Genomic DNA, 16,514 nt, shown 5'->3' with positions numbered 1-16,514 from the left:
CGCGTCCGACACGACCTGGTCGGGGGACACGCCCACCCGATCAGTGCTCGTGGTCGTGAACCGGGGTGACCGACGGCGTGGGTGCTTCTTCGCCGATGCGCTCGCGGGCCTCCGCCATCACGTCGGCGATCCGCAGCCGCGCCGATTCGGCGGCCTCTTCGGCCTTGCGGGTTCCGCGGAGCCCGAGCTCGGCCGCCGACACTGCGGTCTGGTGCAGCGGCGCCTTGCCCACGGCCTTGCGCAGGATTTCGTAGGCCGTCACCCCGGCCAGCCCGGTGACCACCGTCGTCGCCGCCTTGCCCAGGAGCCCGTACGCCGCCATTTCTCGCCCTCCCGCTCGGTCGTGTTTGCCCGACGTTAACATCGAAATATTGCGATATCAATATGTATTGGCGGCCAACGCGGCTCAGAGAACCCGGGTGACCTTCTCGATCTGGATCCGGCGCTGCAGCGCCCCGGGGTCTGGATTAGCCACCTGCACCAGCGACGCGCCGACCGCCATGATCGACAGCAGGCCGTCCACCAGCTCGCCGGGCCGATCCCACGACGCACTGGAGAGCACCCGGTCGGCCGATGTCAGACCCTTTGCCGCGGCCGAGGTTCGACACTCGGCCAGCACCTGGTCGACCGAACGGCCGGCAAGCGCGGGCCCCGCCCGCCGCTCGGGCACGATCTGGTCGCCGTGCACCCGGACCGCGGTCGCGTAGTCGGTCACCCCGATCGGCAGGTCGGGGACCGGGCGGCCGAACGGGTCCAGCGACAGCACCGCCACCTCGCCGCCGGCCGCGTCGGCCTCGTCGAGCCGCTCGGCCGTGCACAGCGCCAAGTCGGCCGGCTCCGGCCCGAGGACGACCTCGGCGCCGATCCACCACACGCCGAACAGGACCGCCGCCGTCTGCCAATGCGCCGGCAGCAGGATGGCCACCCGGCTGGCCGCGCCGGCGCCCAACTCGTCGCGCAGCAGGTTGCCCGTCTTGGCGGCCCAATTGGCCAGTGTGACGGCCGACAGCTCGATGCGCTCGCCGGTCGCGTCGTCGTAGTAGGTGATGCGGGGCCCGACCGGGTCCGCCCGCAGCATCGGATCGAGGATGGCCCCGGACAGCGTGCTCAGTTGATGCACTCCGGCTTGTCGGAGCCGGCGGTCAGGATCGGCGAGGGCGGCGGAACGTTCGGGTCGGCGCCCGATCCGGGGTTCGACGCCCGGGCGGCCGCCACGGTGCCGCCGCCGGACAGGCCCGAGCCCGGGCCGGTGTAGTCGTTGGCGAGCACCACGCGCACCGCACCCGCCGCGAGCGACGGGTCGGCGACGACGGGCAGCCCGCCCAGTTCCTTGGCGACCTGCTGGGCGCCCATGTCGTCGGTCTTGGCGGCGCGCACCTGGCTGCCCTTCACGTGCCCGCCCTCGTTGTTGCCCACGGTGCCGGCGCCGAAGCCCTTGGCGGTCAACACCTCTGACACGGCCGTCGCCAGGCCGTTGATGTCGGTGTCGTTCGCGACGCTGGCGATGGTCTTGGCCGGCGCGTAGGCCAGCTGCTCGGTCTTGCCCTGATCCTGGTCGTGCAGGAGGCCGGCCACCCAGTCCTGGACCTGGTGCGGGTCCACCCGGACCACGCTCTGCATGCCGTCGTCGCTCCAGCCGGCCCCGTCCAGCACTGGGATGGTGGCGAACGCGACGTTGCCGCCGGCCAGCTTCTGCATCTGCTGCACGAAATCCATCACGTCCCAGCCGGACGAGATCACGACCGAGCGCTGCACGGCCGCCTCCAGCCGCTTGACCATGGTGGGGCTCGACAATGTCTTGCCCGAGATGACGCGGTGGGCGAGCGATGCCATCACCACCTGCTGGCGGACCACCCGGTCGAGGTCGCCGCGGGGGAGCTCGTGGCGCTGCCGGACGAAGCTGAGCGCCTCCGGGCCGTCGAGGCGTTGCGGCCCCGCCGGGAAGTCGGCGCCGGAAAGCGGCTCGAACACCGGTTCTTTCAGGCAGACGTCCACGCCGCCGAGCGCGTCGGTGATCAGCGAGAAGCCGAGCAGGCCGATCTCGGCGTAGTGGTCGACGGTGACACCGGTGAGGTCGGCGACGGTCTTGATCAGCGCCTCGCGCCCGGCCTCGGTGCCCTCGGCCGCGGCGTGCTCGGCGGAGTCACCGGCCTTGACCAGGTTGACGCGCTTGGCCTCGCGGGTCTGGCCGTAGACGCCGTTGATCTTGGTCTTGCCCAGGCCGGGCGCGGAGACATAGGAATCGCGCGGGATCGAGATCGCGGTCGCCGACTTTCCGTTGTTGGGGATCCGGATGAGGATGATCGTGTCGGTGTTGGTCGCTTCCTCGTCGCCGGCGCGCAGCGTCGCCAGCTCCTCGGCCGACAGCGGGTTGCCGTGCGCGTCGGTGCGGCTGTCCAGGCCCACCAGCAGAATGTCGATCGCGCCGTCGTCGCCGCCCTTGCCCAGCGATGGCGCGGACATGTGGAAGATGCCGTCCTCGAACGACCGGACGTTGCTCCACGCCAGCCCGGTGCCGAGCACGATCGCGAGCGTCAGCGCAGTGGCAACCACACGAACCACACGTTGCACAGGCATCCCAATAGGTTACTTGCGGCACATGCGCTTCGCGGGTAGCGAGGTCCGGCGTGCCCCGGCCATGCCACACTCTCACCATGTCGGCCAGGATCGTGATCACGGGCGCGGGCGGTCAGCTGGGCGGACGCCTCGCGGAGCTGACCGCCGAGCAGGGGCGGGATGCGCGAACGTTCACTTCGTCGCAGTGGGACATCACCGACCAGGCCGCCGCGGAGCGGCTGATCGAGCGCGGTGACGTGGTGATCAACTGCGCGGCCTACACGAACGTCGACGCCGCCGAGAGCGACCAGTCGGCCGCGTACGCCGTCAACGCCACCGGGCCCGAACACCTCGCCAAGGCGTGCGACCGCGTCGGGGCCCGGCTGATCCACGTCTCCACCGACTTCGTGTTCAGCGGCGCCGGCGCCGAGCCCCGCCCCTTCGAACCGAGCGACGACACCGACGCTCGCGGCGTGTACGCGCAGAGCAAGCTCGCCGGCGAACGGGCCGTCGTGGAGGCGTCACCCGAGGCGGTCGTGGTGCGCACGGCCTGGGTCTACACCGGCGGCACCGGGCGGGACTTCGTCGCCATCATGCGCCGCCTGGCCGCGGGGGACGGGCCGGTCGACGTCGTGGACGACCAGGTCGGGTCGCCCACCTACGTCGGCGACCTGGCCGTCGCGTTGCTGCAGGCCGCCGACGCGAACGTGCCGGGTCCGATCCTGCATGCCGCCAACGAGGGGGCGGTGTCCCGCTTCGACCTGGCCCGCGCGGTCTTCGAGCAGTGCGGCGCCGACCCGGCGCGGGTGCGCCCGGTGAGCACCGCGCAATTCCCGCGGCCGGCGCCGCGGCCGACCTATTCCGCGCTGGGCAGCCGCGAGTCGGCGGCGGCCGGCCTGACGCCGCTGAGGGACTGGCGCACCGCGCTTACCGCCGCGCTGACCGAGACTCACGCCATCTGACGTCAACGTCGCATCCAACCGACCGTTACCCTCAACGCGTGACTGACGTCCTGCCGGTCGTGACGGTGACCTACTCGCCGGGCCCACACCTGGAGCGGTTCCTGGCGTCGCTGTCGCTGGCCACCGACCGCTCGGTGAGCGTGCTGCTCGCCGACAACGGGTCCACCGACGGGACGCCGCAGGCGGCGGTCGAGCGGTATCCCAACGTGCGTCTCTTCGAGACGGGATCCAACCTTGGATACGGCACCGCGGTGAACCGTGCGGTGGAGCAGCTCGACCAGGGCCTGGAAGACGGGGGGGACTGGGTGATCGTCGCCAACCCGGACGTGCAATGGGGCCCCGGCAGCATTGATGCACTGCTGGACGCGGCCGGCCGCTGGCCGCGCGCCGGCGCGCTGGGCCCCCTCATCCGCGACCCCGACGGGTCGGTGTACCCGTCGGCACGCCAGCTGCCGAGCCTGGTCCGCGGCGGCATGCACGCCATCCTCGGGCCGGTCTGGAAGCGCAACCCGTGGACCGCGGCATACCGACAGGAGCGGCTCGAGCCGACCGAGCGGCCGGTGGGCTGGCTGTCCGGGTCGTGCCTGCTGGTGCGCCGGTCGGCCTTCGCCCAGATCGGCGGCTTCGACGAGCGCTACTTCATGTATATGGAGGACGTCGACCTCGGTGACCGGCTCGGCCGGGCCGGCTGGCAGAACGTCTACGTGCCGTCGGCGGAGGTATTGCACCACAAGGGGCACTCCACCGGAGACGACCCGGCCAGCCACCTGGCCGCCCACCACCGGAGCACCTATCTCTTTCTCGCCGACCGGCACACCGGGTGGTGGCGGGCCCCGCTGCGCTGGACGCTGCGGGGCTCGCTGGCGGCACGGTCCCGCCTGATGGTGCGCAGCGCACTGCGCGCGTCGGAAAGGCAGAAACTGGCAGAAGGGCGGCACTGAGTTGGCAACCGACCAAGTCGATGCGGTGATCCTGGTCGGCGGCAAGGGCACCAGGCTGCGGCCGCTGACGCTGTCGGCGCCCAAGCCGATGCTGCCCACGGCCGGCCTGCCGTTCCTCACCCACCTGCTGTCGCGGATCGCCGCGGCCGGCATCGAGCACGTCGTCCTGAGCACCTCGTACCAGGCCCAGGTGTTCGAGGCCGAGTTCGGCGACGGGTCGAAGCTGGGCCTGCAGATCGAATACGTCACCGAGGAGCGCCCGCTGGGCACCGGCGGCGGCATCGCCAACGTGGCCGACCACCTGCGCCACGACACCGTGATGGTGTTCAACGGCGACGTGCTCTCCGGCGCCGACCTGGGCCAGCTGCTGGACTTCCACCGGGACCATCGGGCCGATGTCACGCTGCACCTCGTGCGCGTGGGCGACCCGCGGGCCTTCGGCTGCGTGCCCACCGACGAAGACGGCCGCGTCACCGCCTTCCTGGAGAAGACGCAGGACCCGCCGACCGACCAGATCAACGCCGGCTGCTACGTCTTCCAGCGCGAGATCATCGACCGCATCCCGTGCGGCCGCGAGGTGTCGGTCGAGCGCGAGGTCTTCCCGGCCCTGCTGTCCGACCCCGACGTCAAGATCTGCGGCTACGTCGACGCCACGTACTGGCGCGACATGGGCACGCCGGAGGACTTCGTGCGCGGATCGGCCGACCTGGTCCGCGGGATCGCCCCGTCGCCCGCCCTGCACGGCCACCGCGGCGAACAGCTGGTGCACGACGGCGCGGCGGTGGCGCCCGGGGCGGTGCTGATCGGCGGGACGGTCGTCGGGCGCGGCGCCGAGATCGGGCCCGGCGTCCGGCTGGACGGCGCGGTGATCTTCGATGGCGTCAAGGTCGAGGCGGGCAGCGTGATCGAGCGCTCGATCATCGGCTTCGGCGTCCGCATCGGCCCGCGGGCGCTGATCCGGGACGGCGTGATCGGCGACGGCGCCGATATCGGCGCCCGCTGCGAGCTGCTCCGCGGCGCCCGCGTGTGGCCGGGCGTGTCCATTCCCGACGGTGGCATCCGCTACTCGAGCGACGTGTAGGGTCTGGCGCCTTCGCCCTTCTGGCGCTTTACGCCCTTCTGGCGCCGAGATCGACGCCACCGCGACGCCCACTCGCACTTTCCCGCGCTGCCGTCGATTTCGGTGACCATGTCGGTGGCGCGGCTCAGTATCTCCGCATGGGTGAGATCTTGATAGGCAGCGAAGCGATCGCGGCCGGCGTACTGAGCGAATACGAGCTGCGCCGGTGGTACCGAAAGGTCTTCCGCGACGTGTACACCCGAAAGTTCGAAGAGCCGTCGCTCGACGACCGCATCCGCGGTGCCTGGCTGTGGGCGAGGAGAGGGGCGGTAATCGCGGGCCTTGCGGCTTCCGCATTGCATGGCGCGCGATGGGTCGACGCCGACGCGACCGTCGAACTCGTCGCGAAAAGCGCCCGACCGCAGCGCGGGCTGCTCGTCCGCAACGAAACGCTGGACGCAGACGAAATCGCCTCTACCAGCGGGCTACCCGTGACATCGGTGGCGCGCACCGCGTTCGACCTCGGCCGCCACCAGCCGCGCGGCCAGGCGTTGGCGCGGCTCGACGCGCTCATGCGGGCAACGCCATTCTCGTTCGAGGACGTTGCGCTACTGGCGAAGCGGCACCGCGGTGCGCGGGGTGTGCGTCGGCTCGCGGAGGTGCTGCCGTTGGTGGACGGCGGCGCAGCGTCACCGAAGGAAAGCTGGCTGCGCCTGCTGCTCATCGACGCCGGTCTGCCGAGACCGGTGACGCAGATATCGGTCAACGATGGGTGGCGAACCATCGGTGTCCTCGACTTGGGTTGGGAGGACTACCAGGTCGCCCTCGAGTACGACGGTGACCAACACCGCACCGACCGAAGGCAGTTCGTCAAAGATATCGGCCGGCTGGGGAAGCTGGAGGACCTCGGGTGGGTCGTGATCCGGGTGGTCGCCGAGCACCGACCCGACGGCATCATCCGACGCGCCGAACAGGCCCTCGCCCGCCGCGGCTACCGCCGAGATCTGCGTTAGCGCGTGACCCACTCGCACTTTTCCGCGCTGCCGTCGATTTCGGCGCCTAACGACGCGTCGCCCGGCCCACCAGATACTCCAGCGCGTGATCGGTGCCGGGCGGCAGCGCGCCGGCCGGCCACCACCGCAGGTCGTCCGACTCGTCGCTGATCGCGATCCGCGCCCCGGCCGGCGCGTGCGCCACGAATTGCAGGTCCAGGTGGCGGGTCGGCACGCCCAGCGAGCAGGTGACGGGGTGCACGTGCACGGCAGCCAATCCCGGGTCGATCCGCAGGCCGTCGATCCCCGACTCCTCGGTGCCCTCGCGCAGCGCGGTGGCGACGATGTCGCGGTCCCCGTCATCGCAGTGCCCACCGAGTTGCACCCAGCGGCCCACGCGTGGATGCAGAGTCAGCAGCACCCGGGTGCCGGTGTGGTCGAGGACGAGCGTCGACGCGGTGACGTGGCCGGGCACGCAGTCTCGGCGGCAGGCATCGGGGCGCGCATGCACGAAGGCCAGGACGGCGTGCCGCAACGAATCTTGCGCCGGGCCCGGGGCGGCCCAGCCGGTGAGGAGCGAGATCGCCGAGTCACGGACGCTCACCGGGCGCGCCTCCTTTTCGGGCGACCCCGCGGCGCGTGCCGCGCCAGCCGGTGGAAGCCGTCGCTTCGCCCGCGAACGCCGTCATGCCTATTTCCGGATCAGCAGTTCGGTGGGGCCGGCCGGGTCGCGGGGGCCCGCCGGTTCGGCGGCGTAACCGATGGCGATGGCGCCCAACGGCTCCCAATCGGCGGGCAGTCCGAGCTCCGCGCGCACCAGGTCGGCGGCGAAGATCGTCGAGCCGATCCAGCAGCTGCCCACCCCGCGCACCGCCAGGGCGACCAACAGGGCCTGCACGGCGGCTCCTACCGCGACGGTGAACATCGTGTGTTCGGCGGCGGTGCGCGCCGGGTCGGGATAGGCGTGGGCGCCGTCGGGCACGAGGAACGGGATGACGACCTCGGGCGCGTCGTAGAGGATCTGGCCGCGCGCCACCCGCCGTTCCACGGCGTCGGCGGGACGGCCGTCGCCGGCGAGGTCGGCGCGCCACTTGTCCTTCATGCGGTCCAGCAGCCGGGCGCGGGTCGCGGGGTTTTGCAGCCAGACGAACCGGACGGGCCGGGTGTGGTGGGGCGCCGGCGCCGTCAGGGCCTCGGCGACCGCGCCCGTGATGAGCTCAGGCGGGACCGGCTCGTCGCCGAACCGGCGCACCGAACGGCGCAACAGCTGGGCCTGCCGGCGGCCCAGGTCGACCGCCTCGGCGGTGCCGAGCCAGAACAGGTCCTCGGAGCCGGGTCGCGACAAGTGCCGGGCCGTGGTGCCGTCGTCGGTCACGGCGAGGCCGCGCACCACGGCCACCGGCACGCCCGTCAACTTCCCCTTCACCAGGTCGGCGGCCGCCGCGATCTCGTCTGCGATCGCCACTTCGGTGACGAGCAGTTCGTTGCCGTGCCGGTCCACGGTCCCCGAATAGCCGTGCAGCACAGCCAAACCGGCGGCGCCGACTGCGGCGTCGATCTGACCGTTGCGCCACGCCCGGCCCATCGTGTCGGTGACGACTACGGCCACCTGCACGCCCAGCCGTTCACGTAGCCCATCGCGCAGCGCCGCGGCGCTCGCATCGGGATCGACCGGCAGCAGCGCCAGCTCGTCGCGGTCCACGTTCGATCCGTCCACGCCGGCGGCGGCCTGGATCAGCCCCAGCCGGTTCTCGGTGATCAGGGTCTTACCCTTGCGGGCCAACACCCGCACCGCCTCATCGGCGACCAGCTTGCGCCGCAGGGCGTCCCGCTCCTCGGCGTCGCGCGGCGCCCGGACCAGCCGGCCCTCGCACTTGGACACCACCTTGCTGGTCACCACCACGACATCCCCGTCGCGCAGCCACGGCACGGCCTCGGCGAGGGCCGCGCCCAGGTCGTCACCGGGCCGGAATTCGGGCAGCCCAGGCACGGGCAGGATCTCGATCGCCGCGGCGGTACCGTGTTCGCTGCCCGGCGCTGTCGTCGGACCGGTCACGCCGTCACTCCGGCAAGGTCGAGCCCGGCGCTGACCATCTCGGCCGTCGCCTTGGGGTCGGTCATCAGCAACGGCACCGCGCGAACGGCGACGCCCTCGATCTCGGCGTGGTCGCCCTCGTGCACCAACCAGCAGTCCAGGATCCCGGTGACGCGGCGCGCGCCGTAGTGCCGGCCAACCGCCTCCGCGGTGGACTCGACGCCGATGACCGTGAGGCACTCATCGGCCATGCCACGCAACGGCTTTCCGCCGATGATGGGGGAGTAGCCCACGATTGGGGCGGCGGCGGCGCGCAGCGCGCCGCGGATCCCGGGGACCGCGAGGATGGCCCCGACGCTCACCACCGGGTTCGACGGGGCCAGCATGATCACATCGGCTTCGGCGATGGCGGTCAGCGCTTCGGTTGTGGCCCTGGCCTTTTCGGCGCCAACGAACGCGAAGCTATGAGTCGGCACCTGCGCGCGGTAGCGCACCCACCACTCCTGGAAGTGGATCGCCCGCCGGCCGCCGTCGGCCGGGTCAGTGATCACTACGTGCGTCTCGCAGCGGTCGTCGCTTGCCGGCAGCAACCGTGCGCCCGGCTGCCAGCGGTCGCAGAGCGCTGCGGTGATCTGCGACAGCGGATAGCCGGCGTTGAGCATCTGCGTGCGCACCAGGTGGGTGCCGAGGTCGCGGTCGCCCAACTGGAACCAATCCGGCTGTACACCATAGCGCACCAATTCCTCTTTGGCGTGCCAGGTTTCGTCACAGTGCCCCCACCCTCGCTGTGGATCGACACCTCCACCTAAGGTGTACATGCAGGTGTCCAGATCCGGGCAGACCCGCAGCCCGTGTATCCAGGCGTCGTCGCCGATGTTGACGATTGCTGTCAGCTCGTGGTCGTGGGCTACCGTGTCTGGACCCTGCTGCTCGGCGAACTGCCCCAGTCCGAGCAGCTGTTGAACACCCAGCAGGAAACGGGCGCCGCCGACGCCGCCGACCAGAACAGTGACCTTCACACCGGATGAGAGTACCGTTCGCCACCGCTCGGCCACACCGAGCGGTGGGCCGTTCCGGCAACGTCGCGAGGGCACGCGGCCGGTGTGAGGGACACGCCGAAGTTGTAAAACAACGGAAACGCCGAAAATCGATCACGAGATGATATGGAAATGCGCTGAAGAGCTTGACCCGGCAGGTCAACCCGTGTCTAATCACAGCAGTGTCATTTCCCGGTTGGCCGGCCGATTCCGGTGTCGCAGGCCGAGATTCGATCACTTGTTCGAATTGTCTGTACATCAGAACAGAGCGACTCAACTCACTCTCTCCACCCACCTGAGGAGGCGGACGACCGCATGTCTTACGAGCACCTTCGGGGTGTGATGGCAAACACACCCCTGACGACCATGGGCCCAGCGCCCGTCGCGCTTTCTCGACCGCACTTGACGGTGGTCCCTGATGTCCCAGCCGATTTCGAGCCCGAGCTGGAGTCGGTACCCGCCGACCAATGGCAGGACCGCGCCCTGTGCGCGCAAACAGATCCCGAGGCTTTCTTTCCCGAGAAGGGCGGGTCCACCCGCGAGGCCAAGAAGATTTGCCTGGGCTGCGAGGTGCGCCACGAATGCCTCGAGTACGCCCTCGAGCACGACGAGCGCTTCGGCATCTGGGGCGGGCTCTCCGAGCGCGAGCGTCGGCGCCTCAAGCGCGGCATCATCTGACACGCGCCCGCGGAAGAGCGTTCAGTCGTCGTCGATCGTTGGGTCGATGACCGAAGGGTCGACGTCCAGGTAAATGGCCACCTGCGCCACCAATATCTCGTGCAGCAAGTCGCCGAGTTCGACGGTGTCCTTAGCCCGCCGCTCGATTGGCTTGCGGAACAACACAATTCGTGCCCGGGTGGAGTTCCCTCGGACATCAACGCCCGCCGGGATCAGCCGCGCCAGGGCGATCGGCCCGTCGGCGACGACCTCGGGCGGCCACTGCACGCTATTGGGATCCTTCGCCGCGATCCGCGGGATCTCATCCACCGCCACGTCGAGTTCGGTCAGCCGGTCCCGCCAATCGCGCTCGATGGGTTCGTAGGCTTCGAGCACCGCCATGTCGAAACGCTCCGCGCGGCTGCGCCATCCCGGCACGGTCGGCGGAAGCAGTGGGCCGCGCATCTCTCGGCGCCTCCGGGACGACCTGAACTCCGCCGGCCGGCCGAAGGCCGATCGATCCCCCCGGGGAGAGCTGCGCGAATCGCCCACGCGCCGATGGTAACGGTTGCACATCGCCGGTCGAACAGATGCGCGTGTCCGGCGCTTCGGCGGCGTTTGCGCACGATAGCCTTTCGGCGTGAACGTTCCTCGTCGCTGTTGCCGGCCCGGGTGTCCGCACTACGCCGTGGCGACCTTGACGTTCGTCTACTCGGACTCGACGGCGGTCGTGGGCCCACTCGCCACCGCGCGCGAGCCCCATTCGTGGGACCTGTGCGTCGGCCACGCCGGCCGGATCACCGCTCCCCGAGGGTGGGATCTGGTGCGGCACGCCGGCCCGCTGCCGATCCCCAGCAATCCCGACGAGGACGACCTCGTCGCGCTGGCGGACGCGGTGCGCGAAGGCGCCCCCGTCGAACGGGCCGTTGCCCATGGCGGCACGGGCTCGCCGCTCAAAAGTTTCGAAGGCTTCGCCGATCCACGCCTGCACGCCACCGGCGCCCACGCCGCCGCGCCGAGCGGCGGCGTGCTCGCGCCGCCCGAGCACCGCTCGGGACGCCGCCGCGGGCATCTGCGCGTGCTGCCCGATCCTGCCGACTGACGCTCCGCGTGTTTTCCGCGGGCCGATAGGCTGACTGCCAAGAGATTAAGGATCCCAGGCGTCAGGAGGCCCCACGTATGTCTCGGCCCGCCGCGATCGTCCACCGTGTCGTCAAGGCGTATGACGTGCGCGGGCTGGTCGGCGCAGAGCTCGACGAGCCGCTCGTCACCGACCTGGGCGCCGCGTTCGCCAAGCTGATGCGCGGCGAGGGCGCCGCGCAGGTGGTGATCGGCCACGACATGCGCGACAGCTCGCCGACGCTGGCCGCCGCGTTCGCCGCCGGGGTGACAAGACAGGGCCTCGACGTCGTGCGGATCGGGCTGGCGTCCACCGACGAGCTGTACTTCGCGTCGGGGTTGCTGGGCTGCCCGGGCGCGATGTTCACCGCGAGCCACAACCCGGCGGCCTACAACGGGATCAAGCTGTGCCGGGCCGGGGCCAAGCCCGTCGGCGCCGAGAGCGGCCTGCGCACCATCAGTGACGACGTGATCGCCGGGGTCGAGCAATATCGGGGAGAACCGGGGACCGTCACCGACCGCGATGTGCTCGACGACTACGGCGCGTTCCTGCGTTCGCTGGTCGACACGTCCGGTCTGCGCGCGCTGCGGGTGGCCGTCGACGCCGGCAATGGGATGGCCGGCCACACCGCGCCCGCGGTGCTCGGGCCGATCGGCGCGATCACCCTGTTGCCGTTGTTCTTCGAACTCGACGGCTCCTTCCCCAACCACGAAGCCAACCCGCTGGAGCCGGCCAACCTCGTGGACCTGCAGAAGTACGTCCGCGACACCGGTGCCGACATCGGCCTGGCCTTCGACGGCGACGCCGACCGGTGCTTCGTGGTCGACGAACGAGGCCGGCCCGTGTCGCCATCGACGGTGACCAGCCTGGTGGCCGCCCGCGAACTGGGCCGCGAGATCGGCGCCACGATCATCCACAACGTGATTACGTCGCGTGCGGTGCCCGAACTGGTTGCCGAGCGGGGCGGCACACCGCTGCGATCCCGGGTAGGGCACTCCTATATCAAGGCGCTGATGGCCGAGACCGGCGCGATCTTCGGCGGGGAGCATTCGGCGCACTACTACTTCCGCGACTTCTGGGGCGCCGACTCCGGGATGCTGGCCGCACTTCATGTTCTGGCCGCCCTCGGCGAGCAGGAGCGGCCGCTTTCCGAGCTGACCGCCGACTACCAGCGTTACGAGTCGTCAGGCGAGATCAATTTCACGGTGGCGGATGCACCGGGGTGCGTGGACGCGGTGCTGAGGTCCTTCGGTGGCCGGGTGCACTCCATCGACCACATCGACGGGGTGACGGCCGACCTCGGCGACGGCAGCTGGTTCAACCTGCGCAGCTCCAACACCGAGCCGCTCCTGCGGCTCAACGTCGAGGCCCGCACCGCCGAGGACGTCGAGGCGCTGGTCGCCGAGATCAGCGGCGAGATCGCCGCGCAGACGGCCCACGCGGAAGCGGCACCATGAGCGCCACGCGGTCGATCGACCTGGAAGACGCCGAGGGCCTGCTGGCCGCCGACCGGGAGGGACTGCTGCGGGCGGCGTCGTCGGCGGGTGCGCAAGTGCGCGCGATCGCCGCCGCGGTCGAGGAGGGCGCGCTCGAGTCGCTGCGGAGCGACGACCGCCCCCGCAGCGTGATCTGGGTGGCCGGGCGGGGCACCGCCGAGACGGCCGGGGCCATCCTGGCCGCGACGTCGGGTGGCGCGGCCTCGCAGCCCATCGCGCTCCTCGCCGAGGCGCCGCCCTGGATCGGCCCGCTGGACGTGCTGGTCGTCGCCGGCGACGACCCCGGTGACCCGGCCCTGGTGAGCGCGGCCGCGACCGGGGTGCGACGCGGTGCCCGCGTGGTGATCGTGGCTCCCTATGAGGGGCCGCTGCGGGATTCCACGGCCGGCCGCGTGGCGGTCCTGGCCCCGCGGCTGAGGATTTCCGACGAATTCGGGTTGTGCCGTTACCTGGCCGCCGGGCTGGCGACGTTGCAGGCCGTCGACCCGCGGCCGACCGTGGACCTGCCCTCCCTCGCCGACGGGCTGGACGCCGAGGCGCTGAGCAACAGCGCGGGCCGCGACCTGTTCACCAACCCGGCCAAGACGATGGCGGCGCGGATGACCGGCCGCCGGGTGGCGCTGGCCGGCGACGGCGCCGCGACGCTGGCGCTGGCGCGCCACGGCAGCTCGGTGTTGCTGCGAATCGCGCACGAAGTGGTCGCCGCCTCCGGGCTCGCGGACGCCGCGATGGCGCTGCGGGGGGCGGCCGCCGGTTCTTCGGTCGACGCGCTGTTCCACGACGAGGAGATCGACGGCCCGCTGCCGGAGCGGCTGCGCGTGCTGGTGCTGACGCTGGCCGACGAGCGCACGGTGGTCGCCGCCCGCGTCGCCGGACTCGACGACGCCCACCTGATCGCCGCGCAGGACGAGACCGACGGGCCGGGGGGCTCGACCGGAGCCGAGCTCTCACCGGCGCCGGGGGGCCCTATCAGCGCGGAGCAGCAACTGGCAATATTGGCCGTTCGGGTGGAGATGGCCGCTGTTTACATGCGACTGGTGCGGGGATAGACATTCACAGTGGAACTGCTTCGCGGGGCCTTGAGGACGTACGCATGGGGATCGCGCACCGCGATCGCCGAGTTCACCGGGCGGCCGGTGCCGGCGGCGCACCCGGAGGCTGAACTCTGGTTCGGCGCCCACCCCGGCGACCCCGCCTGGCTGGAGACCGACGAGGGCGAGATTTCGTTGCTGGAGGCGCTGGTCGCCGACCCCGAAGGGCAACTGGGTCCCGGCTCGCGCACCCGGTTCGGTGATGTGCTGCCGTTCCTGCTCAAGGTGCTGGCGGCCGACGAACCGCTGTCGTTGCAGGCGCATCCGAGTGCCGAGCAGGCGCTCGAGGGTTACCTCCGGGAGGAGCGGCTCGGCATCCCGGTGAACTCGCCGATCCGCAACTACCGCGACACGTCGCACAAGCCGGAATTGCTGGTGGCGCTGCAGCCGTTCGAGGCGCTCGCCGGCTTCCGGCAGGCGGCGCGGACCACGGAGCTGCTGCGGTCGCTGGCTGTCTCCGACCTCGATCCCTTCATCGAGCTGCTCGGCGACCAGTCCGACGCCGACGGGCTGCGCGCCCTGTTCACCACCTGGATCACCGCGCCGCAGCCCGACATCGACGTCCTGGTGTCCGCGGTGCTCGACGGCGCGATCCACTACATCACCTCCGGGGCAACCGAATTCGCCGCCGAGGCCAAGACCGTGCTCGAACTGGGCGAGCGGTATCCCGGCGACGCCGGGGTGCTGGCCGCCCTGCTGCTCAACCGCATCACCCTGGAACCCGGCGAGGCGATCTTCGTGCCGGCCGGCAACCTGCACACCTACCTGCGCGGGTTCGCCGTCGAGGTGATGGCCAACTCGGACAACGTGTTACGCGGCGGGCTGACGCCCAAGCACGTCGACGTGCCCGAGCTGCTGCGGGTGCTCGACTTCAACCCGAGCGCCGAGGCGCAACTGCGGCCGCATGTGCGCCGGGAGGGATTCGCCCTGATCTACGAGACCCCCGCCGAGGAGTTCGCCGTCGCGCTGCTCGCGCTCGACGGCGACTACCTCGGCCACGAGGTCGACGCGTCGTGCAGCCACGAGGGCCCGCAGATCCTGCTGTGCACCCAGGGTGGCACGACGGTTCACGGGAAGTCCGGCTCGCTCACCCTGGAACGGGGGATGGCCGCCTGGGTGGGCGCCGACGACGGCCCGATCCGGCTGGTCGCGCACGAGCCCACCAAGCTGTTCAGGGCGACGGTCGGGCTGTAGCTACTCGGCGACCGCCATGACCCGCCGGTCTCGGGTGGCCTCCCGGCGCTCGCGCAGCCACGCGCGCATGTTGTGGCCCATGGCGCGGCCGACGATTCCCGGCGGCGGGACCATGTAGAGGCTGTCGAGCAGCGAGAACCGGCGCAGAAACCATTCGGCCAGGACGGGTTCCGTCTCGGCCGCCCCGAGGAACTGGTCGAACAGCGTGGCCGACGGCCGCCACCACCACGGCACGGGCGCCTTGGTGCCGGCGTGGTGGAAGTTGACGTCGGCGATGCCGTTCATCATCCACACCGGGTAGGTGGTCCTGGCGGTCGCGCCGTTCAGCGCCGCGGCCAGCTGGTCGTCCGGGAACCGCAGCGCCCACTTCAGGTGGCCGGCCTGCAGCGAGGTCATCGTCATGCCCTGCCCGAAGGTGGGGTTGAAGCTGGCGACGGCGTCGCCGAAGGGGACGATGCCCGCGGGGAATTGCCTCAGCTTGTGGTAGCGGCGCCACCTGCTGGCCGGGAACGCGTGATACGCCGGCTTGCCGATGGCTTCGGCTCGCGCCAGCGCGGCCGTGAAGTGGTCGGGCAGCAGCTCCCCGGCCAGCGCCAGCATCTCGGGAAACGTCCTGGGCGGCTTGGCGTTCGCCACCCCGAACGTCGTCAGCACCCAGGTGCCATCCTCGTAGAACAGCATGCCCAAGCCGAGGGACTGGTCGTGGGAGGCCCCGGCGACCACCACTTTCTCCGCGATCAAGCCCTCGGGCATGCGGAACCGGTGGGTGGCGTAGTGGATGCCGATGTCGATGGTCTCCTCGGCGGGCCGCTCGAACCCCCACTGCTCCAGCCAGACCGGCAGCCGGGTGCCCCGGCCCGCCGCGTCCACGACGAGGTCGGCCGGCACGAACTCCGGCCCGCCGCCCTCCGGCGGGTCCAACAAAACCCCGGTCACCCGCCGGCGCGCGGCGTCGTAACGCGGCTCGGAGACGGGTCGCCGCACGATGTCGACGTTGTCGATCTGTTGCACCCGCGTGCGTAGCTGCCATTCCAGATACGGCCGACTGGGCACGTAGGCGGTGAACTCGTCGCGCAGCGTGTGCCCAGTGCCGAGGACGTGGCCGGCGGCGCCCAGGTAAATGCAGTCCGGCCGGTTCTCCAGCATCGGCACGCCCGCGGCCACCATGTCCTTCAGCAGACCGGGGAACAGGCCGTCGAACTCTGCTGCTCCGCGGGCCATCAGCATGTGCAAGTGTTGGTCCTGGGGCACCGCGGCCCGGTTCGTCGGGGTGGCCGGCAACTGGTCGCGTTCGTAGATCGTCACCCGGGAGAAAGTGTCCGACAAGACCCGAGCAGCGCACAGCCCGGCGATGCTCCCCCCGATGACCACGG

At 71.0% G+C, this 16,514-nt stretch carries 16 protein-coding genes and 1 pseudogene; 9 read left to right on the top strand and 8 right to left on the bottom strand.

The annotated features are described in order from the left end of the window. Positions 1–40: 40 nt before the first annotated feature. The 3 genes from SKC42_RS22385 to SKC42_RS22375 form a co-directional block, all read right to left on the bottom strand. Positions 41–322 (bottom strand): DUF1490 family protein, encoded by a 282-nt coding sequence (locus SKC42_RS22385; protein ID WP_330966445.1) that lies wholly within the window; start codon positions 320–322, stop codon positions 41–43. An 84-nt stretch (positions 323–406) separates the two neighbouring features. Beyond that, positions 407–1,120 (bottom strand): TIGR03089 family protein, encoded by a 714-nt coding sequence (locus SKC42_RS22380; protein ID WP_330966444.1) that lies wholly within the window; start codon positions 1,118–1,120, stop codon positions 407–409. Further along, the gene (locus tag SKC42_RS22375) at positions 1,108–2,577 is read right to left on the bottom strand and encodes an LCP family protein (RefSeq protein WP_330966443.1); all 1,470 of its coding nucleotides are present in this window, start codon (positions 2,575–2,577) and stop codon (positions 1,108–1,110) included. The genes SKC42_RS22380 and SKC42_RS22375 overlap by 13 nt, the downstream gene beginning before the upstream one ends. 77 nt (positions 2,578–2,654) lie before the next feature. Between SKC42_RS22375 and rfbD the strand changes: the two are divergent. From rfbD to SKC42_RS22355, 4 genes and pseudogenes are all read left to right on the top strand, one after another. Then, a pseudogene (rfbD, locus tag SKC42_RS22370) lies at positions 2,655–3,564 on the top strand (dTDP-4-dehydrorhamnose reductase). Beyond that, on the top strand, positions 3,557–4,459 hold the full coding sequence (locus SKC42_RS22365; protein ID WP_330966442.1) for a glycosyltransferase family 2 protein: 903 nt from the start codon (positions 3,557–3,559) through the stop codon (positions 4,457–4,459). The pseudogene rfbD and the gene SKC42_RS22365 overlap by 8 nt, the downstream one beginning before the upstream one ends. Before the next feature lies 1 nt (position 4,460). Further along, positions 4,461–5,540: an NDP-sugar synthase gene (locus SKC42_RS22360; protein ID WP_330966441.1), complete on the top strand. Its 1,080-nt coding sequence runs from the start codon at positions 4,461–4,463 to the stop codon at positions 5,538–5,540. A gap of 137 nt (positions 5,541–5,677) precedes the next feature. Next, on the top strand, positions 5,678–6,532 hold the full coding sequence (locus SKC42_RS22355) for a hypothetical protein (RefSeq protein ID WP_330966440.1): 855 nt from the start codon (positions 5,678–5,680) through the stop codon (positions 6,530–6,532). Between the two features lie 46 nt (positions 6,533–6,578). Here SKC42_RS22355 and SKC42_RS22350 read toward each other — a convergent pair whose 3' ends face one another. The 3 genes from SKC42_RS22350 to cofD form a co-directional block, all read right to left on the bottom strand. Then, a complete protein-coding gene (locus SKC42_RS22350; protein WP_330966439.1) occupies positions 6,579–7,115 on the bottom strand; it encodes an NUDIX hydrolase in 537 nt (178 codons plus the stop codon). Between the two features lie 87 nt (positions 7,116–7,202). Further along, the gene (locus SKC42_RS22345) at positions 7,203–8,567 is read right to left on the bottom strand and encodes a coenzyme F420-0:L-glutamate ligase (protein WP_330966438.1); all 1,365 of its coding nucleotides are present in this window, start codon (positions 8,565–8,567) and stop codon (positions 7,203–7,205) included. After that, complete coding sequence (gene cofD, locus SKC42_RS22340; protein ID WP_330966437.1) at positions 8,564–9,565, bottom strand: 2-phospho-L-lactate transferase; 1,002 nt, start codon at positions 9,563–9,565, stop codon at positions 8,564–8,566. Before cofD ends, SKC42_RS22345 begins: the two co-directional genes overlap by 4 nt. A gap of 360 nt (positions 9,566–9,925) precedes the next feature. On the opposite strand from cofD, the gene SKC42_RS22335 reads away from it, so the two are divergent. Then, a complete protein-coding gene (locus SKC42_RS22335) occupies positions 9,926–10,261 on the top strand; it encodes a WhiB family transcriptional regulator (protein WP_330966436.1) in 336 nt (111 codons plus the stop codon). 21 nt (positions 10,262–10,282) lie between these two features. Here the strand turns inward: SKC42_RS22335 and SKC42_RS22330 are convergent, their stop codons facing one another. Further along, positions 10,283–10,705 (bottom strand): metallopeptidase family protein, encoded by a 423-nt coding sequence (locus SKC42_RS22330; RefSeq protein ID WP_330966435.1) that lies wholly within the window; start codon positions 10,703–10,705, stop codon positions 10,283–10,285. Between the two features lie 175 nt (positions 10,706–10,880). Here SKC42_RS22330 and SKC42_RS22325 point away from each other — a divergent pair, with 175 nt between their 5' ends. From SKC42_RS22325 to manA, 4 genes are all read left to right on the top strand, one after another. Beyond that, entirely contained in the window at positions 10,881–11,342 is a 462-nt protein-coding gene (locus tag SKC42_RS22325; RefSeq protein WP_330966434.1) for a DUF3499 domain-containing protein, read from the top strand. Positions 11,343–11,419: 77 nt separating this feature from the next. Further along, the gene (locus SKC42_RS22320) at positions 11,420–12,817 is read left to right on the top strand and encodes a phosphomannomutase/phosphoglucomutase (RefSeq protein ID WP_330966433.1); all 1,398 of its coding nucleotides are present in this window, start codon (positions 11,420–11,422) and stop codon (positions 12,815–12,817) included. Further along, complete coding sequence (locus SKC42_RS22315; RefSeq protein WP_330966432.1) at positions 12,814–13,905, top strand: TobH protein; 1,092 nt, start codon at positions 12,814–12,816, stop codon at positions 13,903–13,905. The genes SKC42_RS22320 and SKC42_RS22315 overlap by 4 nt, the downstream gene beginning before the upstream one ends. Positions 13,906–13,914: 9 nt before the next feature. Continuing rightward, positions 13,915–15,141, top strand: a complete 1,227-nt coding sequence (gene manA, locus SKC42_RS22310; RefSeq protein ID WP_330966431.1) for a mannose-6-phosphate isomerase, class I — start codon at positions 13,915–13,917, stop codon at positions 15,139–15,141. Here the strand turns inward: manA and SKC42_RS22305 are convergent, their stop codons facing one another. Further along, positions 15,142–16,512, bottom strand: coding sequence for an FAD-dependent oxidoreductase (locus tag SKC42_RS22305; RefSeq protein ID WP_330966465.1), 1,371 nt, complete (start codon positions 16,510–16,512; stop codon positions 15,142–15,144). Positions 16,513–16,514 lie beyond the last annotated feature (2 nt).

Origin of the sequence: Mycobacterium sp. 050134 (genome assembly GCF_036409085.1) — a bacterium.
Taxonomy (GTDB): Bacteria; Actinomycetota; Actinomycetes; order Mycobacteriales; family Mycobacteriaceae; genus Mycobacterium.
This window is presented reverse-complemented; position numbering and strand designations above follow the sequence as displayed.